Source organism: Janthinobacterium sp. Ant5-2-1, from assembly GCF_001445815.1.
Lineage (GTDB): Bacteria > Pseudomonadota > Gammaproteobacteria > Burkholderiales > Burkholderiaceae_D > Janthinobacterium > Janthinobacterium lividum_E.
The window spans coordinates 24,631-44,335 of sequence record NZ_LNCE01000166.1; the positions used below are offsets into that span (position 1 = coordinate 24,631).

Sequence of the window (19,705 nt, forward strand, 5' to 3'; positions counted from 1 at the left end):
GATTCTACATGGCCCCGCCCACGAGATGCCACACGCTGCTATGCGCCTGGACGCTACTGCGCCACGACAGCCATCGCCGCGCCCAGGTACTGCAGCATGGCTGCGTCGACGAAGCTGCCTTCCATCAGACGCGGTTCCTGCTGGTGCGCCTGGCGGAATTTCAGCTGCGTGGCCGGGTCCGTGCCCGCATAGGAGCGGAACAGTTCCAGCCACTGCCGCGCCAGTTGCAGCACGGCCGGATCGGTGGGCGGCGTGCGCGCATCAATGGCGGCGCGCACGGCGGCGATCAGGGCTGGCCACTCGCCCGAACGCTTGCCGTAGTTGGCCACCAGGTGCGCGTATTCCTGCTCGTCGAGGAAAGGTTTGTACAGCGCCATGCGCGAGGCGTTGAAGGCGGCGAGGATGAACTGCATCAGGTCCGCGTCGATGCTGGTCGTCGCCTGCATCGATGGTTCCTGCGCATGCATGTCGTTCAGGCGCGCGAACAGGCCAGGGTGGGCGCCCGTGTCGCGGACCAGCTTGACCATCCATTCCGTGGCCAGCGCCTGTGCTGGCGCATCGCCGGGGCCCGCGCCCGCGTCCTTGGCGGCGCGCACTCTCATTACCAGTGCTTTCCATTCCTGTTCCACGGCCGCATCGGACAGCAGCGGCAGTTGTTGCAGTTCTTCGTGACTAAAGTATTTGTCGTACATGGTCATCAACTCCATAGTGGTGAGCCACTCGGCCAGTTCCGGCGCCTGCCCCTGCGTCAGTTGCGTTTGCAGGGTGCGCAGGCGTTCGCGCAGGGTGGAAGCCTGTGCTATCTGGCGCTCCAGCATGGCGATTTGCCGCGCCACGATGGAGGAGAGCGGCAGCTCCGGGCCGGCGAGGGCGTTGGCGATATCGGCCAGCGACAGTCCGAACTTGCGCAGCGCCATGATCCGGTGCAACCGGTCCATGTCGCCGTGCTGGTACAGGCGGTAGCCAGCTTGCGTGCGCGCCGAAGGCGAGAGCAGGCCGATGCTGTCGTAGTGGTGCAGGGTGCGGACAGTCAGGCCCGTGAGCCTGGCCAGTTCCCCGATTTTCAACAGCATCGTCTACTCCTTGTTTTCAGTGCGTGCCGCCACGATGGCGCCTGACGTAACGTCAGGGTCAAGCAGGAATGTAGCAGAGACCTCAAAAAAACCGTAAAAAGAATCCGTTGACCTTCATTTTTTTGTACGGTATATTTATAAAACCGAACGACGACTGCAGCATGATCGGCGCGTTCGAGCCACATGGAATGACGAAAAAATCGTTGTGCAGCGCAGCAAGAGGCGCCGTTGGCAGGACTGGAAAGACAATCCGCGCAGACGGATTTTTTTCACAGTTGCTTTGTACGTTAAATATAATATGCCACCGGCAAGACCCGGGCGGCGAGAGAGACGACCATGATGAAAAGTATCGTTTGCGATACGCCCGGCAGTTTGCGCATGGAGCAGCGCGCCGTGCCCGTGCCCGCCGAGGGCGAAGTGCTGCTGCGCATACGCCGCGTCGGCATCTGCGGCACCGACATGCATATCTTCCGCGGCACCCAGCCTTTCCTCAGCTATCCGCGCGTGATGGGCCATGAATTGTCCGGCCATATCCACAGTGCGCCAGCCGGCTCGCGCCTGGCTGCGGGCGACCAGGTTTACGTGATGCCCTACCTGTCGTGCGGTACTTGCGTGGCCTGCCGCCAGGGCAAGACCAATTGCTGCACCCGCATCGAAGTGCTGGGCGTGCACCGCGACGGCGGCATGACGGAATACCTGGCGCTGCCCGAGCGCTTCGTCTTCAAGACGGAAGGCATTTCGCTCGACGATGCGGCCATGATCGAATTCCTCGCCATCGGCGCGCATGCCGTCAAGCGCGGCGCGGTCGATGCCGGCAAGCGCGTGCTGGTGGTGGGCGCCGGTCCGATCGGCATGGCCGTGATGCTGTTCGCATCGTTGAAAGGCGCCGACGTGACGGTGCTCGACGGCCGCGCCGACCGTTTGCAATTCTGCCGCGACGCACTCGGCATCGCCCGCACGGTGCAGCTGGGCGACGGCGACAAGGAACAGTTGTCGGACGCCACCGGCGGCGAATTCTTCGACGTGGTGTTTGACGCCACCGGCAATATCGCCGCCATGGAGAGGGGCCTCGATTTCGTCGCCCATGGCGGCTCCTATGTGCTGGTGTCCATCGTGCGCGACCGCCTGTCCTTTTCCGACCCGGAATTCCACAAGCGCGAAACGACCTTGCTGGGTAGCCGCAACGCCACCGTCGACGATTTCGAGGAAGTGGTAGCGGCCATGAAGGCGGGCAAAGTCCCCACCGCGCTGCTCAATACCCACCGCACCACGCTCGATGAATTTACGGGCGTGCTCGATCGCTGGATGCAGCCCGAGGCCGGTGTCATCAAGGCCATCGTCGAGGTCTGAGATGAGCGATCTCAACCCCATACTGCAGTTCGGCACCAGCCGCTTCCTGCAGGCGCACGCCGACCTGTTCGTCAGCGAAGCAGCCAAGGCAGGCGAGGCGCTGGGCCATATCACCATCGTGCAAACGACCGGCAGCGCGCAGGGCGCGGCGCGGGTGGCGGCGTTTCGCCAGGCCGGCGGCTACCCGGTGCGCATCCGCGGCTGGCAGGACGGGGCGCAAGTCGATGAAGAGCGCCGCGCCGGCGCCGTCACGCAGGCGTGGCAGGCCGGCAGCGACTGGCGGCAGGTGCGCGATGCGGCCGTGGCCGCGCGCGTGATCGTCTCGAATACGGGCGACACGGGCTACCAGCTCGATGACGCCGACCACGCCGGCATGCTCGATGGCGCGACCGTTCCCGCCAGCTTTCCCGCCAAGCTGCTGGTGCTGCTGCACGACCGCTTCCTGGCCGGGGCCGCGCCCATTTCGATTTTTCCATGCGAACTGGTGGCCGACAACGGTCATGTATTGCGCCAGGTGGTCGTGACCCTGGCGCGGCAGTGGCGCTGCGATGCCGCGTTCATCGCCTACCTGCAAACGGGCTGCCTGTGGATCAATTCCCTCGTCGACCGCATCGTTTCCGAACCGATCGAACCGATAGGCGCGGTGGCCGAACCCTATGCGCTGTGGGCCGTCGAGGCGCAGGAAGGCATGCTGCTGCCGTGCCGCCACCCGCAACTGGTGGTGACGGACAGCCTGCGCGAGTATGAGCAGCGCAAGCTATTTTTGCTCAACCTGGGCCACACCTATCTGGCGCAACTGTGGCTGGAACGGGGCAGTCCGGCCGGCATGACGGTGCGCGAGGCGATGGACGATGGCGCCATGCGCGCCGCGCTGGAAGCCGTGTGGCGCGAGGAAGTGCTGCCCGTGTTTGCCGCCATGGGCGCGCGGCACGGCGACGCCGCGCTGGCCTATGTGGCGCAGGTCAGGGAACGCTTCGGCAATCCCTTTCTTGCACACCGCCTGGCCGACATCGCCCAGCACCACGCCAGCAAGATCGAGCGTCGCATGGCGCCCGTGGCGGCGCTGGCGCGGCCGCTGTGTCCCGCCCTGGCGCAGCCGCGACTGTGCGCCATGCTGGCGCCGGGAGCGCAGCCATGAACGCCCCGCTCAGCGCAGTTGTTTCTTTTTTAGCATGCCGATCCAATCCGATATCGACTAAAATGGCCCACTCATCCACTTTCCCTTTCGCTGGCATAGCGCGTTCATTCATCCATGTCCAAACCCGCCACCGTCTTCAAGCGCAGTACCAATCTGCTGTTGCAATTTCTCGCCGAGAATGTCGCAGTGGGCGAGATGCTGCCGACGGAGCAGTTCCTGACCACCATCTGCCAGGGCAGCCGCACGGCCATCCGCAGCGCGATCGCGTATCTGTCGACGCGGCGCCTGATCGCCAGTCCGGCGGACCGGCGCCTGCTGCGCAAACCCATACCAGGCGACTACTTCGATATCTCCGAATTGCAGTCGGGGGCGGAGCGCATCCAGCAAGTGCTGATGGAACGCGTGTACCAGCGCGACATGCCGCCCGGCGCGGAATTTTCGGAAGCGGAGCTGGCGCGCGAGGCGGGTGCCAGTACCGTCAGCGTGCGCGAATTCTTGATCGGCTTTTCGCGCTTCGGCCTGATCGAAAAGAAGCCGCGCGGCGGCTGGCGCCTGTGCGCGTTCGACCGCTCGTTCGCCACCGAACTGGCGGACATGCGGCGCATGTTCGAGATGGCGGCCGTGGAGCAGTTTGCGCACTTGCCGCATGGCGATCCGGCGTATGTGGAACTGGCGCGGCTGATCAAGCAGCACGAGAAGCTGGCGGCCAGGATAGACACGCGCCACAATGCGTTTCCGGCGCTGGACCGCGAGTTCCACACCTTCCTGATCGGCCTCTTGAACAACCGCTTCGCGCAGGGCTTCTACGATATCGTCTCGTTCGTGTTTCACTATCACTACCAGTGGGACAAGGGCGAGGAAAAGGGCCGCAACAAATACGCGGTGCAGGAGCACCTGGCCATCCTGCGCGCGCTGGCCGAGCACGACATACCGAAGGCGCTCGAGTGCATGCGTTCGCACCTCGATTCCTCGCGCAGCACCATGCTGTCCTCGATCGGCACGCGGGAAAAACTGAGCCAGCCGGCCGCCTAGCCGTTTTTGCCGGGGAGGGTGCGCCATGAGCCTCGCTTCCCAACCTGCCAGCCTGCTGCTGATGTCGCCCGAGGATAACTGCCTGATCGCCAGGACAGCCTTGGCCAGCGGCGACGTCGTCGCCATCGACGGCGTGCCCGTCACCCTGGCGCAAAATATCCACATCGGCCACAAGGTGGCGCGCCGCGCGCTGGCCGTGGGCGACAAGGTGCTGCGCTACGGCGCCCTGATCGGCAGCATCACGGCCCCCGTCGCCATCGGCGAGCATATCCACACGCACAATCTGGCAAGCGATTACATCCCCACGTTTACCCTGGGCCAGGACGGCCACCATTTCCTGGACAAGGACGACCAAGCATGAACGCTCCCGTAACGACACCGGCCCTGTCGGGCTATCTGCGCGCCGATGGCCGCAAGGGCATCCGCAATATCGTGGTGGTGGCCTATATGGTCGAATGCGCGCACCATGTGGCGCGCCTGATGGTCAACGCCTTTCCCGGCCAGCCCGTGCACCTGATCGGCTTTACGGGCTGCTTCCCCAACGAATACGCGGACCAGGTGATGCGCCGTCTGCTGACGCACCCGAACGTGGGCGCCGTGCTGCTGGTGTCCCTGGGCTGCGAAGGATTCAACAAATATGGCCTCTCCAGCGCGGTGGCCGACAGCGACCGTCCCGCGCACACGATCACGATCCAGGAAAACAGCGGCACGCGCCCCAGCGTGAGCAGCGGCGTCGAGTGGATCAGCTGGGCACTCGAGCTTTTGGCGCGGCAGGAGCGCGTGCCGATGGGGATCGATGAACTGGTCGTCGCCACCATCTGCGGCGGCTCCGACAGCACCAGCGGCATCAGCGCCAACCCGGCCGTTGGCGTCGCGTTCGACACCCTGATCGCGTCCGGCAGCCCCTGCATCTTCGAAGAGACGGGCGAACTGGTGGGCTGCGAATACCACATGCAGCGGCGCGCCGTCAGTCCGGAGCTGGGCAACGCCATCGTGGAAACCGTGGCCAAGGCAGCCCGCTACTACACCATCATGGGCCATGGCAGCTTCTCGCCGGGGAACGCCGATGGCGGCCTCACCACGCAGGAAGAAAAGTCGCTGGGCGCCTACGCCAAGAGCGGATCCTCGCCCATCGTCGGCATTTTGAAACCGGGCGACCAGCCGGCCGGCGGCGGCCTGTATCTGCTCGACGTGGTGCCGGACGGCGAGCCGCGCTTCGGCTTTCCGAACGTGTCGGACAACGCGGAAATCGTCGAACTCATTTCCTGTGGCGCCCACATCACCTTGTTCACGACAGGCCGCGGCTCGGTGGTCGGTTCGGCGATCTCGCCCGTCATCAAGGTATGCGCCAATCCGCAAACCTTCGAGCGCCTGGCCGACGACATGGATATCAATGCGGGCAAGATCCTCACGGGCGAAGCCACCCTGGAAGAAGTGGGCGCGGAGATCGTCGCCGCGGTGCTGAACGTCGCCAACGGAGAATTGAGCCGCTCGGAAGACCTGGGCCATCAGGAATTCGTGCTGACCTATAAACAATTCGACGCGGTGGGGCCAGGCTGTTTCCCGCTGCGCGCCGCTTGAGGGCCGAGTCCATGGATGTCACACAATTGCGTACCTTGCCGCGCGCGGGCCTGTCGCTGCCCTGCATCGGCATGGGCTGCGCCCCGATAGGCGGCTTGTACCAGCCCGTCAGCGACGCGCAGGCGCGCGCCACCTTGGATGGCGCCTGGGATGCCGGCGTGCGCTTCTTCGACACGGCGCCGTTCTATGGCTATACCCAGTCCGAACGCCGCCTCGGCGCGGCGCTGCGCGAGCGGCCCCGCCATGAATTTGTGATTAGCACCAAGGTGGGACGGCTGATGCGGCCCGACGCTTCCGTGCGCCCCGGCGACGACGGCTTTGCCGCGCCGCTGCCGTTCCGCCCCCATTACGACTACACGTATGACGGCGTGCTGCGTTCGCACGACGACAGCCTGCAGCGCTTGGGGCTCGAGCGCATCGATATCCTGTTCGTGCACGACATGGGCAAGGCCACGCATGGCGAACACGATCAGCACTACTGGCGCCAGCTGACGGCCGGTGGCGGTTTTCGCGCCCTCGATGAACTGCGCGCCAGCGGCCAGGTGAAGGCCGTGGGCCTGGGCGTGAACGAATGCGAAATCGTGCTGCGCGCAATGGCGGAATTCGACCTCGATTGCACCTTGCTGGCCGGCCGCTACACCTTGTTGGAACAGGCCTCGCTGTCGCCGTTGCTGGACGCCTGCGTGGAACGCGGCAACGCCATCGTGATCGGCGGCCCGTTCAACTCGGGCGTGCTGGCCGGGAATGGCAAGTTCAACTACGCCGATGCGCCGGCCGCCATACTCCAGCGCGTGGCGCGCCTGGACGCCGTCTGCCGTGAATTCGGCGTGCCGCTGCAGGCTGCCGCACTGCAGTTCCCGCTTGCCCATCCGGCCGTCGCTTCCTGCATCCCGGGCGGCCAGGACCTGGCGCAGCTGCGGCAAAACCTGGACTGGTTCGCCACGCCGCTGCCCGACGCCCTGTGGCTGGCGCTGCGGGACGCGGACTTGCTCGATGCGCGCGCGCCGCTGCCTGCGGGAGTGGCCGCATGATGCGCATCGACGCCCACCAGCACTTCTGGCAGCTGGCCGCGCGTGCCGGCAGCTGGCCGCCGCCATCCTTGGGCGCCATCCACCGCGATTTTGCACCGGCCGACCTGGCGCCGCTGCTGGCGGCGCACGGCATTGCCGGCACGGTGCTGGTGCAGTCGCTGCCGACGGCTGTAGATACCGATTACCTGCTGGCGCTGGCGGAACAGAACAGCTTTATTCGGGCCGTCGTGGGCTGGGCCGATCTGCTGGCGCCTGACGCGCCGGCCACTATCGCCCGTCTGGCGTCGCACGGCAAGCTCAAAGGCTTGCGGCCCATGCTGCAGGATATCGAAGATGATCAATGGATCGCCAATCCCGAGCTGGCGCCGGCCTTGGGCGCCATGGTGGAACACGGTTTGCGGCTGGACGCGCTGGTGCTGCCGCGCCACTTGCCCGCGCTGCTGCATTGCGCGCGCGCTTATCCGCTGCTTCCCATCGTGATCGACCATGCGGCCAAGCCGCCGATCGCCGATGCCGCGTTCGGCGCGTGGCGCGAAGACATGGCGCAGCTGGCCGCGCTGCCGAACGTGCACTGCAAGCTGTCCGGGCTGGTGACGGAGGCGCGGCCCGGCTGGACCGTGGGTGACCTGCGTCCCTATGCCGCGCATGTGCTGGACATGTTCGGTCCCCGGCGCGTGATCTGGGGCAGCGACTGGCCCGTGGTCGACCTGGCCGGCGGCTATCCGGCATGGCTGGCCGCCAGCGAGGCGCTGCTGGCGCATCTGGGGCAAGAGGACAGGGACGATATTTTCGGACGCAATGCGTGCCGGTTTTATGGTTTTGAATGAGGTGGTGGGCGTGTCGGCTTACGCCGTTCCGGCTAAGCCGACCTACGGTCATCGTCAACGATATTGGTAGGTTGGCGTAAGCCAGCAAAAAGGAGTCGCAATGCAAAGAATGGGCATGGTCATCGGCATCGCGCCGGAGCGCATCGCTGAATACAAAACCCTGCACGCCGCCGTCTGGCCGCAGGTGCTGGCCAGACTGGCGGCCGCGCATGTCAGCAATTATTCGATCTTCCTGCGCGAGCCGGAAAACCTGTTGTTCGGTTATTGGGAATACCACGGCGAGGATTTTGAGGCCGACATGGCGGCCATTGCCGCCGACCCGGAAACGCAGCGCTGGTGGACCTTTTGCGCACCGTGCCAGGAGCCGCTGGCTTCGCGTGCCGAGGGCGAGCACTGGGCGATGATGGAACACGTATTTCATATGGTTTAGGCCTAAAAAAAGGAGACAACATGACCGCCAGACTACAAGGCAAAATCGCCCTGCTCACCGCCGCCGGCCAGGGCATCGGCCGCGCCACGGCCGAAGCGTTCGTGCGCGAAGGCGCCACCGTGATCGCCACCGATATCAACCAGGCCCAGCTCGACGAGTTGAAAGAGGCGACGGGCTGCGCCATCCGCCGGCTCGACGTGACCGATGGCGCGGCGATCACCGCGCTGGCCGACGAGATCGGCCCCGTCGATATCCTGTTCAACTGCGCCGGCTTTGTCGACGGCGGCACCATCCTCGACTGCGACGATGCGGCCTGGGACCGTTCCTTCGACATCAACGCACGCTCCATGTACCGGCTGATGCGCGCCGTGCTGCCCGGCATGCTGGCCAGGGGCGCCGGCTCCATCGTCAACATGTCGTCCGTGGCGTCGAGCGTGAAGGGCGCGCCGAACCGCTTTATCTATGGCACCTCGAAGGCGGCCGTGGTGGGCATGACCAAGTCGGTAGCGGCGGACTTTGTCACGCGCGGCATCCGCTGCAATGCGATCTGCCCCGGCACCATCGAGTCGCCCTCGCTGAAGGAACGCATTGCCGCGCAGGCGGCAGCGACGGGCGTGAGCATCGATGAAGTGCAGGCCGCGTTTGTCGCCCGCCAGCCGATGGGCAGAGTGGGCAGGGCAGAGGAAATCGCCGCGCTGGCCGTCTACCTGGCTTCCGATGAATCCGCTTTTACCACCGGCATGGTCCATGTGATCGACGGTGGCTGGTCAAACTAATTACAACGACGAGAGACACACATGAAACTGATGCGTTATGGCGCCAAGGGCGCTGAAAAACCTGCACTGATCGATGCCGACGGCGCCGTGCGCGACCTGTCCGGTGTGCTGCTTGACATTACCGGCGCGACCTTGGGCAAGGATGGCCTGGCGACCCTGGCCGCCCTCGATATCTCCAGCCTGCCGGTGGTGGCGAATCCTGGCCGCATCGCGCCGCCGTGGAAGGGCGTGGGCAAGTTTTTGTGCGTGGGCTTGAACTATGCCGACCATGCGGCCGAATCGGGCATGGCCGTGCCGGCTGAACCGGTGCTGTTCATGAAGGCCACCAGCGCCATCATCGGCGCCAACGACGCCGTGGTGATGCCGCAGGATTCGAAGAAAAGCGACTGGGAAGTGGAGCTGGGCGTGGTGATCGGCACCACCGCGCGCTATGTGAGCGAAGCCGATGCGCTGTCGCACGTGGCCGGCTACTGCGTGGTGAACGATTTGTCCGAACGCGAGTACCAGCTCGAACGCGGCGGCCAGTGGGACAAGGGCAAGGGCTGCGATACCTTCGGCCCGATCGGTCCCTGGCTGGTCACAAGCGATGAAGTGGCGGACCCGCAAAACCTGGGCCTGTGGCTGGAAGTGAACGGCAAGCGCATCCAGGATGGCAATACCAGAACCATGGTCTTCGGCGTGGCCAATCTGGTCAGCTACATCAGCCGCTTCATGACCTTGTACCCGGGCGACATCATCAGCACCGGCACGCCACCAGGCGTGGGCATGGGACAGAAACCGGCGGCCGTGTACCTGAAGCCGGGCGACACCATGCGCCTGGGGATCAGCGGACTTGGTGAACAGAAGCAGACCGTGCATGCGTGGAATCCGGAACTGATCGACAGTTAAACGAGTAGCAGACCGGCGCGCCGCCAAGATGCTCAGACATCGGCGCGCCGGCCTATGGCAGTGGAGTGGAGGAGACACACCATGAATCAATCCGAAGAGATACTGGCCCTGAACAAGGTCAGCAAGCGCTTTCCCGGCGTGCTGGCGCTGGACAACGTCAGTTTCAGCCTGCGCAAGGGCGAAGCCCATGCGCTGTGCGGCGAAAACGGCGCCGGCAAGTCCACCCTGATGAAGGTGATGAGCGGCGTGTACCAGGCCGACGAGGGAGAACTCGTCTACAAGGGCAAGGTGTGCAGTTTTTCCTGCAGCGTGGATGCGGAGGCGGCCGGCATCGCCATCATCCACCAGGAACTGAACCTGATCCCGCACCTGAGCGTGGCCGAGAATATTTTCCTGGCGCGCGAACCGGTGCGCGGCATTTTCATCGACCGCAAGAAAATGCGCGCCGACGCGCAGGCGTTGCTGGACCGGTTGAAGCTGCGCATCGACCCGCGCCAACTGGTGAAAAACCTGTCCTGCGCGCAGCAGCAGATGGTGGAAATCGCCAAGGCGCTGTCGCTCAATACGGAAGTGCTGATCATGGACGAGCCCACGTCGTCGCTGACGGAGAGCGAGACGGGCCAGCTGTTCGACATCATCAATGAACTCAAGCGCAATGGCGTGAGCGTGGTCTACATCTCGCACCGCCTGGAAGAGATGCAGCACATCATCGACAGGGTGACGGTGCTGCGCGACGGTAAATTCGTCTGCACCGACGATTTTGCCGCCACCAGCCTGGACGCCATCGTGGCCAAGATGGTGGGCCGCACCCTCGATGAAAAATTTCCCGACCGCGTCTCGGCGCCGACGGCTGACGTACTGCTGCGCGTGACCGATTTGCACCGCAAGGATGTCTTCGGCCCGCTGAGCTTTGATTTGCGGCGCGGCGAGATCCTCGGCTTTTCCGGCCTGATGGGGGCGGGACGCACGGAAGTGGCGCGCGCCATCTTCGGCGCCGATCCCCTCACCAGCGGCGCCATCCACCTGGGCGACGTGGCGGTGACGATCGACAGCCCCATCGACGCCATCGGCCACGGCATCGCCTACCTGTCGGAAGACCGCAAGAGCCACGGCCTGGCGATCCGCATGTCGGTGGCGGCCAATCTGACCTTGACGAATGTGTCGGGGCTGGCGAACCGCTTCGGCTTCATCGACTTCGCCAGGGAAGAGGCGGTGGCGCAGCAGTACATTGCGGCGCTGGGCATCAAGACGCCGACGTCGAAGCAGATCGCGCGCAATCTGTCGGGCGGCAACCAGCAAAAGATCGTCATCAGCAAATGGCTGTACCGCGAATCGAAAATCATCTTCTTCGACGAACCCACGCGCGGCATCGACGTGGGCGCCAAGTTCGCCATCTACCAGCTGCTCGACAAGCTTGCGTCGGAAGGCATCGGCGTGGTGCTGATCACGTCCGAACTGCCCGAGATCATGGGCATGACGGACCGGGTGGCCGTGTTCCATGAAGGGCGCATCAGCGGCATCGTCAATACGCGCGAGTCGTCGCAGGAAGAGATCATGCAGCTCGCATCGGGCCGCCAGGCAGCAATGCATTAACATCAGAAAGTCACAAGAAAATGAACAAAGAACTGATCCAAAAATTCGCCGCGCTGGGCAGTCTGTCGCTGTTGCTGCTCGTGTTTTCCCTGACCAGCAACGCCTTTTTCTCCGTCAGCAACGGCATGAGCGTGGCCTTGCAAGTAACGTCGATCGCCTACCTGGGTATTGCCGCCACCTGCGTCATCATCACGGGCGGCATCGACTTGAGTTCCGGCTCCGTGCTGGCGCTGGCCGGCGTGGCCGCCGCGCTGCTGGTCAAGAGCGGCGTGCCCGTGCCCGTCGCCATGCTGGGCGGCATCGTGGTGGGCGCCATGTGCGGCGCCGTCAACGGTTTCTGCATCACGCAACTGAAGCTGCCGCCCTTCATCGCCACCCTGGGCATGATGCTGATCGCGCGCGGCCTGGCGCTGCAGGTGACGGGGGCGCGCGCCATTTCCGGCCTGGGCGAGTCGTTCGGCGAACTCGGTAACGGCGTGTTGTGGCGCATCGAGCGCGACACGGGCGGCACCTTTCCCGAAGTCGTCTTTCCCGGCATTCCGTATCCGGTGGTGCTGATGGTGGTGATCGCCGTGGCCGTGTCCATCATGCTCAGCCGTACCACCTTTGGCCGGCATATCTATGCCGTCGGCTCGAATGCGGAAGCGGCGCGCCTGTCGGGCGTGAAGGTGGGTCGCGTGACCCTGCTCGTGTATACCCTGTCCGGCGCCTTGTCGGGCCTGACGGGCTGCGTGCTGATGTCGCGTCTGGTGACGGCGCAGCCGAACGAGGGCGTGATGTATGAACTCGATGCGATCGCCAGCGCCGTGATCGGCGGCGCTTCGCTGATCGGCGGCATCGGTACCATTTCCGGCACCGTCATCGGGTCCTTCGTCATCGGCATCCTGCGCAACGGCTTGAACATGAACGGGGTATCGAGCTTTATCCAGCAAATCATTATCGGACTGGTCATCTTGCTGACCGTCTGGATCGATCAGAAGCGCAACCGCGCCTGAAGCAGCAAGCAGCACGCATGAAGTCAATCCACCAAATCTATAATTATTAAATGAGGACGACAATGAAAACCATCAAAGCCATGTCGCTGGGTCTGTTGACCGCAGCATTTGCCCTGAGCTCCAGCGCCGCCTTCGCCGCCCCGGGCGAAATCGCCGTGATCGTCAAGACGACCAATTCCAACTACTGGCAAAACGTGAAAAAGGGCGCCACGGCCAGCGCCGCCGATGCCAAGGGCTACAGCCTGACCTTCCAGGGACCGGCTTCGGAATCGGCGATTGCCGACCAGGTCAGCATGGTGGAAAACGCCGTCACGCGCAAAGTGGCCGGCATCGTGCTGGCCGCGTCGGACCCGGACGCGCTGGTGCCGGCCCTGAAGAAGGCGTGGGAAGCGAAGATTCCCGTCGTGCTGATCGACTCGCTGGTGGCCGACAGCGGCAAGCGCTATTACCAGTCCTTCCTGTCGACCGACAATGAAGCGGCCGGCGAGCAAAGCGCCAAGGCTCTCATTTCGCAGGTCGGCAAGACGGGCAAGATCGCCGTGATGTCGTACGTGGCGGGCGCCGGTTCCGAGACGGGCAGGGTGGGCGGCTTCAAGCGCTATATCGAAAAGAACTCGCAGCTGCAGATCGTCGGCACGTATTACTCGCAGTCGCAGATGGCCACGGCGCTGAACCAGACGACCGATGTGCTGGCCTCGAATCCGGACTTGAAGGGCATCTTCGGCGCCAATGAACCGACGGCCGTGGGCATGGGCCGCGCCATCGCGCAGGCGGGCAAGGCCGGCAAGGTGATCGCCGTGGGCTTCGACGGCAATGAAGATTTGAAAAACTTCGTCAAGGACGGCACCCTGTATGCGACCGCCGTGCAGGGTTCGTACTCGATGGGCGCGCTGGGCGTGAAAACCCTCGTCAGCCTGATCGAAGGCAAGAAGGTCGCACCGTTCGTCAACACGGGCGTGGTGATCGTCACCAAGGCCAATGTCGACCTGCCGGAAGCGAAGAACGTTTTGTATTGAGTGATCAGCTGATCGTCAGGCGCTGCTTCAATTCCTTGAGCAGCGTGCCCGTCTTGGCGCTCAGCTGGCGCGCCAGCGGCCAGGCCAGCGAGAGCGGCAAGCCTCGCGTGGCGCAGGCCGGCAGTACTTCGACGATGGCGCCGCTGGCCAGGTGCTCGTGCACCAGCCAGGTCGCCTGCTGCGCGATGCCCAGGCCCGCCAGCACGGCGGCCGTCTGCGCTTCGGCGTCCCCCACGGTCAGGCGCGGATGGACCACGCGCCGTTCCACTCCGTCCTCGCCTGCAAACAGCCACGGCGCCGCCGTGCCGTCGCCGCGGCCGTAGGCGATGCAGTCGTGGCCATCGAGGTCCGCGATGGCGAGCGGCGTGCCGCGCCGCGCCAGGTAGGCGGGCGCCGCGCAAAAGATCAGGCGCTCTTCTCCCAAGGGCATCTGTCCCAGCGTTGGAGGCCAGCTGCCCGGCGCGCCGATGCGCACGGCGATATCGATGCGCTCTTCGAACAGGTCGGCAAAGCGGTCGCTGAAACTGATCGACGGCTGCAGCTGCGGATACTTTTCGCACAGTGCAATCAGCGCCGGCATCACGCGCATGCGGCCATACGAAGCGGGCACGCCGATGCGCACCTTGCCTGCCAGTTCCCCATCCTGCTCGGCCAGCACGTTTTCCGCCTCGACCAGTTCCTGCAGCACGCGCTTGCAGGTGGCGTAATAGGCATGTCCGGCGCTGCTCAACTGCAAACGCCGCGTGCTGCGCTCGAACAGGATCACGCCCAGGCGCGCTTCCAGGCGCGCCACGCTCTTGCTCACGGCCGAGCTGCTCAGGTGCAGCCGTGCGGCAGCTTTGGTGAAACTGCCGGCGTCGGCGGTGGCAAGAAAAGGCGCGATGCCTTTCAAGTGTTCGGACATGATTACAGAATATTTTTCATGAATAAGGTGAAATACTATCGCGGATAAGAATTTCTGTCCGCTATATCATGGCTTTTTACACAGGCACTGGAGCATCCATGAACAAGCACGCATTGATTATCGGCGCCAGCGGCGTTATCGGCAGCAATCTGGCCACGCATTTGCTGGCGCAGGGCTGGCAGGTGACGGGCGTCTCGCGCGGCCGCACGCCGGTTCCCGCAGGCTGCGCGGCCCTGCCGCTCGACGCGACGGATGGCGCTGCCGTCGCCGCCGCGCTAGCTGGCCTGGACGCCAGCCATGTCTTCTTCACGGCCTGGGCACGCCAGGAAAACGAGCGGGAAAACATCCGCGTCAATGGCGCCATGGTCGCCAATGTGCTGGCCGCGCTGGGCTCCACCAGCCACTTGCGCCATGCGGCGCTGGTCACTGGCCTCAAACACTACCTGGGACCGTTCGATGCCTATGGCAAGGGCAGCGTGCCCGTCACGCCGTTCCGCGAAGAGCAGGGCCGGCAAGCGGTCGAGAATTTTTACTATGAGCAGGAAGACCGGCTGTTCGACGCGGCCGCGCGGTATGGTTTTACGTGGAGCGTGCACCGCCCGCACACCATCATCGGCTACGCGCTGGGCAATGCCATGAACATGGGCCTGACCCTGGCCGTGTATGCGAATCTGTGCAAGGCCAGCGGCCAGCCCTTCGTCTTTCCGGGTTCGCCCGCGCAATGGCACGGCCTCTCCGACATGACGGACGGGGGGCAGATCGCACGCCACCTGGCGTGGGCGGCCGACAGTCCCGCCGCGCGCAACGAAGACTTCAATATCGTCAACGGCGACGTGTTCCGCTGGAAGTGGCTGTGGCCGCGCCTGGCCGCCTACTTCGGCGTCGAGGCGGCCGATCTGCCGGAGGTTATGGCGCCGCTGGCCGACCGCATGCAGGACGCGCCCGAGCAATGGCGCTCCATCGCCGAGCAGCACGGCCTGGTGGAGGCTGACGTCGGCCGCCTCGCCTCCTGGTGGCATACGGATGCGGACCTGGGGCGGCCGATGGAAGTGATGACGGACATGGGCAAGAGCCGCAAGGCGGGCTTCCTCGATTACCAGAATACGCAGGATGCCTTCTTCAATCTGTTCGACAAGCTGAAGGCGGAGCGCGTCATTCCCCGTTGACCCGGTTGCGGCCAACCGTGTTGTCGGCTTACGCCGTTCCGGCTAAGCCGACCTACCGGGCCATTGTGGTAAGCCGACATCCCCACATGCTATTCGGGCTAGCGCCGCTCTTGCGCCCGCTGCCATTCCAGGCCCGGGCGGTCGACGCGGAACTGCAGCAGCCGTCCCTGCACCACTTCCGTCACGTAGGCCGTGCGGCCATCGGGGCCGCCGAAGGTGATGTTGCTGGGCTTGGCGCCGGGTACGCTGATTTCGCGCAGGATGCGCCCTTGCGGCGACAATTTGACCACTGTGCCCTTGCCGTAGCGCGTTACGTACAGGTTGCCGTCGACGTCCACGCGCATGCCGTCCATGCCGAAATCGTCGAACTTGATCAGCAATCGCTTGCCGCTCAGGCTGCCGTCCGCGGCGATGTCGTACATCCAGATATTGCGCTGCACGCTTTCATTCACATACAAGATCTTGCCGTCGGGGCTGACCTCGATGCCGTTGGCCGTGCCCATGGTGTCGAGCGCCAGGGTCACCGTGCCGTCGGTCGCGATGCGCCACACGCGGCCCGTGTTTTCCTTCCAGTTCGGGTCGCTCGCATACAGCACGTCATCGGCCGTGATGGCGATGTCGTTCGGCTGCGTCATGCGCGGCTCGCGCGCGTGGATGGTGAGCGCGCGCGTGGCCGGGTCGACCACGTAGATCGTGTGTTCCATGTAGTCGGCCAAATACATCTGCCCGCGGCTGCCGAAGCGGATGCCGTTGGCGATGCTGGTGCCGGGCAGCGTCAGGTACACCTCGCCGGCGCCGCCGGGGCTGACCTTGCCAATGGTTTGCTGGCGCGCAAAGTTGACGGCATAGATATTGCCATCCGCATCCACGGCCGGGCCTTCGATGCCTTTTGTAAAGGAGTGCGCGGGCGTGAGCGTGGTGGCGAGGAACAGCGCCTCGTGCGCGGGCTGGCTGGCGCAGGCGGACAGGCTGGCCAGCGCGGCGGCCATTACGGCCGTGCGCAGCGACGGCAGGGCATATCGGGATTGGTGCATCGGTGTTCTCTGTATGGCAAAGGTGGCGTATGTTACCCGACGCGCGCCAGCCGGGGCGCCTGGCTAGGCCGCCACGACGACGAGGTCGGGGAAGTCGTCCTGCCAGCCGTCCCACTCGTCTTGCAGATGCGCGTGCATGCCGGCGCGCTCTTGCGCCTGATCGAAGGTGTCCGCGCTGGCCAGCAGGAAGCGGGCGATGGCGCGCAGGGTGGCCGGGTCGGCGTGGATGGTCACGTCGGAGCAGCGTTTGGGACGTTCTGCGGCCTCGTCTTGCAGATAGCAGTGCAGCGATAAATGTGTACTCATGGGTGTCAGTTGTTGATATAGGCGCCCAGCATGGTGTGTGCGTTCAGTGCGGCGCGGGCCGCTTCCAATTCCCCTGGCTGCAGGTACCAGAAGATCCAGTCGGCATGCTCTTCGCAGCGGCCATACGCCTGCATTGCGTCGCGCAGGGCTTGTCGGCGCTCGGGCGGCAGCGCATCCAGTCGGGCTTGCGTAAAACCATTGATGGGATATACATCGCGCAGGTGCGAGTCTTGCAGTCCGCGCCGCTTGATGGCGGCCCAGTTATTTGCGGGGCAAGGAATGCCAAAGGTCATCGGATGGGCCTCGTCGAGCTGCCGGTAGCCGAGTGCGTAGCCGGTGCCATAGCCCTGCGTTTCAGCGTAGCAGTACATATACTCGCAATGCTCGAACAGACCGGGTATGGCCCGCGCAGCGTCGAACAACGGCGCCAGCGCAAGCTTGCTGGCGCGTATGGCCAGCACGAACAACGAGCCCGATGAATACACGACAAGCGCGTCGCAGTTGGTGGTCTCGTCGGCTTCGTCGGGCGGCACGATGCGCGGTGAAAACAGCTCGATGCTGTCGGTCTCTGGCGCAAACAGCATCTTCTCGTAATTTCGCTGTGAGAATTTGACGACCTTGCCGCGCTTGTTGCCATAGCGCTCGACGGGTTCGCCGATGTGTGCGAACCAGGCAAACAGCTGCGCGCTTGCCGCGGCGGCGATGAAGGGGCTATCTTTCTTGAATTCGCCTACCAGGAAGTGATATTGATCCATGTGTCGTCAGAGTAAATGGGCAACGCGCATGATGCCATGCGCGGCCCCCCTGTGCCTAGCGCGCACGCGAGGAATGGTGCTGGCCATGGATGCATGGTGGCGGTGCCGCGCGGGCGAGGTGGAAAAAGATGCGCGACAGGACAGCGCAATGGCCGGGTTGAGGCGTATGATGGAAATACGGATGTGGTTGCCGCAAGGCAGTGCGACCGGCGCCGGCCGTACCTCTTGCAGGTTTTTTTCGTGGTTTTGGCAGTAGTGACAACGAGGAGACATCATGGACAAACCCGAATTCATCCTGGCCGCCAAGGCCATGGAAACGCTGGAGATGTATCAAACGTTTTACGGCCACTCCAGCGAGTACCAGGCGCACCAGCAGGAAGTGCTGAAACTGCTGCGCCACAAGGGCGCCTCCCTGCTCGTGTCCGAGCATGGCCCGGCGAAATTTCTGCTGGCCTTTGCCGATGCGCTGGAAGCGGCCAGCTTGCCGGGGGAATATGTGCCGCTCAACCGCAGGTAGGGCGAGCCTGTCCCGGCAGGGGATCCAGATATCTGCCGGGATAGTCCCTAGCCGCCGTTCCCTCTGTCGTTCAGCGATACCCTGGGCAGGCGCACGGTAAATATCGTGCCGCTTTCCAGGCTGGACTCGGCGCCGATGGTGCCGCCGTGCGCGCTGGCGATCTCACGCGCGATAAACAGACCCAGGCCGATGCTGGTGGCATTGGGCGCCTTGTGATCGTCGGAAATGGCCAGCTGGACCAGCGGATCGAAAATGCTTTTCAGCGACGCTTCCGGGATCTGGCGGCCGAAATTCTTCACTTGCACCACGGTCGTATCGGCATCGCCGCAAGCCGTGATGGTCACCGGCTGGTCGTCGGTGCGGTATTGCGCGGCATTGTTGAGCAAATTGGAAAAAAGCTGGGACAGGCGGGCCGCATCGAAGTCGCCAATCATCTCGCCCGTGGTGCTCAGTTCAAACTTGCATTGCGGGTGAGCGGCCGATGCATCCTCGACGGCCGTCTTGCAGATTTCCCCCAGGTCGCCCAAGGCGGGTGAAATGGGCATGTGTCCCCCCAGCTGCGTCCTGGCGAACTCCAGCAGATCGTTCACCATGGTTGTCATGGTGGCCGCGCTGCGGGCAACCCGCGCACCGAGCTGCACCGTGGAAGCGGAGGTCGCGCTCGGCCTGCTCAGCAGAGCACCGGCCATCGTCATCGTGCTCAGCGGACTGCGCAGATCGTGGCTGAGGATGGCGAGAAAGGTATTGCGGGTGCGGTCGCTCTGCTGCGAGTAGCGTATGGCTGATTCCTGCAGCGCCTGGTCTATCGCTTCATTGAAGCGCAGGATGTCGTCCGTTGCCGTTTTCGATGTTACCGGCACCTGTGCCATCCACAGGCGCAGCACGCTGGCCCGCATCGCGCGAAATTCCGCCGTCAGCTGCGGCAGCGTGAAGCCGATCTGCTGGCGCAGCGAGCCATGCGTGGCGGCTGCTGTTTCCTTGCCCGTTATTTCCGATACGCCCGTGGTCGATTTCTTTTTTCGCTGCGCCGCGTTCTCGATGACGTCCATGTCGCGCACGATGGTTTGCAGCATCTGCTTGGCATGATCGCGCAATTCCACTTTCGAGATGGCGGCTCCCGGAATGGGCAGCGACCTGGCGAAGAGTTCCCACTCTTCCAGGATCGGCTCCAGATGGCCGGTAATAAAGCGCGATAGTTTCACGGAGGACCAATGCGTTGATGGAAGAAGAGCCAGTGTACGCTGTTGAGGCGGGGATGGGGGATTGCTTCCCTGTGCCGGTGTTATCTACGTG

At 64.2% G+C, this 19,705-nt stretch carries 21 protein-coding genes; 15 read left to right on the forward strand and 6 right to left on the reverse strand.

The annotated features are described in order from the left end of the window. Positions 1 to 53 precede the first annotated feature (53 nt). A complete protein-coding gene (locus tag ASN89_RS27035) occupies positions 54 to 1,073 on the reverse strand; it encodes a MerR family transcriptional regulator (protein ID WP_058051383.1) in 1,020 nt (339 codons plus the stop codon). Between the two features lie 339 nt (positions 1,074 to 1,412). On the opposite strand from ASN89_RS27035, the gene ASN89_RS27040 reads away from it, so the two are divergent. The 13 genes from ASN89_RS27040 to ASN89_RS27100 all read left to right on the forward strand — a co-directional run bounded on the left by ASN89_RS27040 (position 1,413) and on the right by ASN89_RS27100 (position 13,730). Next, complete coding sequence (locus ASN89_RS27040; protein WP_058051402.1) at positions 1,413 to 2,423, forward strand: zinc-binding alcohol dehydrogenase family protein; 1,011 nt, start codon at positions 1,413 to 1,415, stop codon at positions 2,421 to 2,423. A gap of 1 nt (position 2,424) precedes the next feature. Next, positions 2,425 to 3,561: a D-mannonate oxidoreductase gene (locus ASN89_RS27045; RefSeq protein WP_058051384.1), complete on the forward strand. Its 1,137-nt coding sequence runs from the start codon at positions 2,425 to 2,427 to the stop codon at positions 3,559 to 3,561. A 114-nt stretch (positions 3,562 to 3,675) separates the two neighbouring features. After that, complete coding sequence (locus tag ASN89_RS27050) at positions 3,676 to 4,593, forward strand: GntR family transcriptional regulator (RefSeq protein ID WP_058051385.1); 918 nt, start codon at positions 3,676 to 3,678, stop codon at positions 4,591 to 4,593. A gap of 25 nt (positions 4,594 to 4,618) precedes the next feature. Beyond that, the gene (locus tag ASN89_RS27055) at positions 4,619 to 4,954 is read left to right on the forward strand and encodes a UxaA family hydrolase (protein WP_046685272.1); all 336 of its coding nucleotides are present in this window, start codon (positions 4,619 to 4,621) and stop codon (positions 4,952 to 4,954) included. Beyond that, positions 4,951 to 6,174, forward strand: a complete 1,224-nt coding sequence (locus ASN89_RS27060; RefSeq protein ID WP_058051386.1) for a UxaA family hydrolase — start codon at positions 4,951 to 4,953, stop codon at positions 6,172 to 6,174. The genes ASN89_RS27055 and ASN89_RS27060 overlap by 4 nt, the downstream gene beginning before the upstream one ends. A gap of 11 nt (positions 6,175 to 6,185) precedes the next feature. Next, the gene (locus tag ASN89_RS27065; protein WP_058051387.1) at positions 6,186 to 7,205 is read left to right on the forward strand and encodes an aldo/keto reductase; all 1,020 of its coding nucleotides are present in this window, start codon (positions 6,186 to 6,188) and stop codon (positions 7,203 to 7,205) included. Then, positions 7,202 to 8,032 (forward strand): amidohydrolase family protein, encoded by an 831-nt coding sequence (locus ASN89_RS27070; RefSeq protein WP_200969137.1) that lies wholly within the window; start codon positions 7,202 to 7,204, stop codon positions 8,030 to 8,032. The genes ASN89_RS27065 and ASN89_RS27070 overlap by 4 nt, the downstream gene beginning before the upstream one ends. A gap of 100 nt (positions 8,033 to 8,132) precedes the next feature. Beyond that, positions 8,133 to 8,462, forward strand: a complete 330-nt coding sequence (locus ASN89_RS27075; protein WP_058051388.1) for an L-rhamnose mutarotase — start codon at positions 8,133 to 8,135, stop codon at positions 8,460 to 8,462. A 20-nt stretch (positions 8,463 to 8,482) separates the two neighbouring features. Further along, on the forward strand, positions 8,483 to 9,238 hold the full coding sequence (locus tag ASN89_RS27080; RefSeq protein WP_058051389.1) for an SDR family oxidoreductase: 756 nt from the start codon (positions 8,483 to 8,485) through the stop codon (positions 9,236 to 9,238). A 21-nt stretch (positions 9,239 to 9,259) separates the two neighbouring features. Continuing rightward, a complete protein-coding gene (locus tag ASN89_RS27085; RefSeq protein ID WP_058051390.1) occupies positions 9,260 to 10,126 on the forward strand; it encodes a fumarylacetoacetate hydrolase family protein in 867 nt (288 codons plus the stop codon). A 54-nt stretch (positions 10,127 to 10,180) separates the two neighbouring features. Beyond that, positions 10,181 to 11,719, forward strand: a complete 1,539-nt coding sequence (locus ASN89_RS27090) for a sugar ABC transporter ATP-binding protein (RefSeq protein WP_046685266.1) — start codon at positions 10,181 to 10,183, stop codon at positions 11,717 to 11,719. 20 nt (positions 11,720 to 11,739) lie between these two features. Beyond that, a complete protein-coding gene (locus tag ASN89_RS27095) occupies positions 11,740 to 12,714 on the forward strand; it encodes an ABC transporter permease (RefSeq protein ID WP_058051391.1) in 975 nt (324 codons plus the stop codon). A gap of 80 nt (positions 12,715 to 12,794) precedes the next feature. After that, entirely contained in the window at positions 12,795 to 13,730 is a 936-nt protein-coding gene (locus ASN89_RS27100; protein WP_034760291.1) for an ABC transporter substrate-binding protein, read from the forward strand. Positions 13,731 to 13,734: 4 nt separating this feature from the next. On the opposite strand, the gene ASN89_RS27105 is transcribed toward ASN89_RS27100, so the two are convergent. After that, positions 13,735 to 14,634, reverse strand: coding sequence for a LysR substrate-binding domain-containing protein (locus ASN89_RS27105; protein WP_058051392.1), 900 nt, complete (start codon positions 14,632 to 14,634; stop codon positions 13,735 to 13,737). Between the two features lie 98 nt (positions 14,635 to 14,732). Here ASN89_RS27105 and ASN89_RS27110 point away from each other — a divergent pair, with 98 nt between their 5' ends. Further along, positions 14,733 to 15,800, forward strand: a complete 1,068-nt coding sequence (locus ASN89_RS27110; RefSeq protein WP_058051393.1) for an SDR family oxidoreductase — start codon at positions 14,733 to 14,735, stop codon at positions 15,798 to 15,800. Positions 15,801 to 15,898: 98 nt separating this feature from the next. Here ASN89_RS27110 and ASN89_RS27115 read toward each other — a convergent pair whose 3' ends face one another. The 3 genes from ASN89_RS27115 to ASN89_RS27125 form a co-directional block, all read right to left on the reverse strand. Beyond that, positions 15,899 to 16,834: an SMP-30/gluconolactonase/LRE family protein gene (locus tag ASN89_RS27115; RefSeq protein WP_200969139.1), complete on the reverse strand. Its 936-nt coding sequence runs from the start codon at positions 16,832 to 16,834 to the stop codon at positions 15,899 to 15,901. A gap of 63 nt (positions 16,835 to 16,897) precedes the next feature. After that, on the reverse strand, positions 16,898 to 17,140 hold the full coding sequence (locus ASN89_RS27120) for a hypothetical protein (RefSeq protein WP_058051394.1): 243 nt from the start codon (positions 17,138 to 17,140) through the stop codon (positions 16,898 to 16,900). 5 nt (positions 17,141 to 17,145) lie between these two features. Beyond that, positions 17,146 to 17,895: a hypothetical protein gene (locus tag ASN89_RS27125; protein ID WP_034759643.1), complete on the reverse strand. Its 750-nt coding sequence runs from the start codon at positions 17,893 to 17,895 to the stop codon at positions 17,146 to 17,148. A gap of 274 nt (positions 17,896 to 18,169) precedes the next feature. On the opposite strand from ASN89_RS27125, the gene ASN89_RS27135 reads away from it, so the two are divergent. After that, the gene (locus ASN89_RS27135; protein ID WP_034759639.1) at positions 18,170 to 18,412 is read left to right on the forward strand and encodes a hypothetical protein; all 243 of its coding nucleotides are present in this window, start codon (positions 18,170 to 18,172) and stop codon (positions 18,410 to 18,412) included. 47 nt (positions 18,413 to 18,459) lie between these two features. On the opposite strand, the gene ASN89_RS27140 is transcribed toward ASN89_RS27135, so the two are convergent. Further along, positions 18,460 to 19,614 (reverse strand): sensor histidine kinase, encoded by a 1,155-nt coding sequence (locus ASN89_RS27140; RefSeq protein WP_058051396.1) that lies wholly within the window; start codon positions 19,612 to 19,614, stop codon positions 18,460 to 18,462. Positions 19,615 to 19,705: the final 91 nt, after the last annotated feature.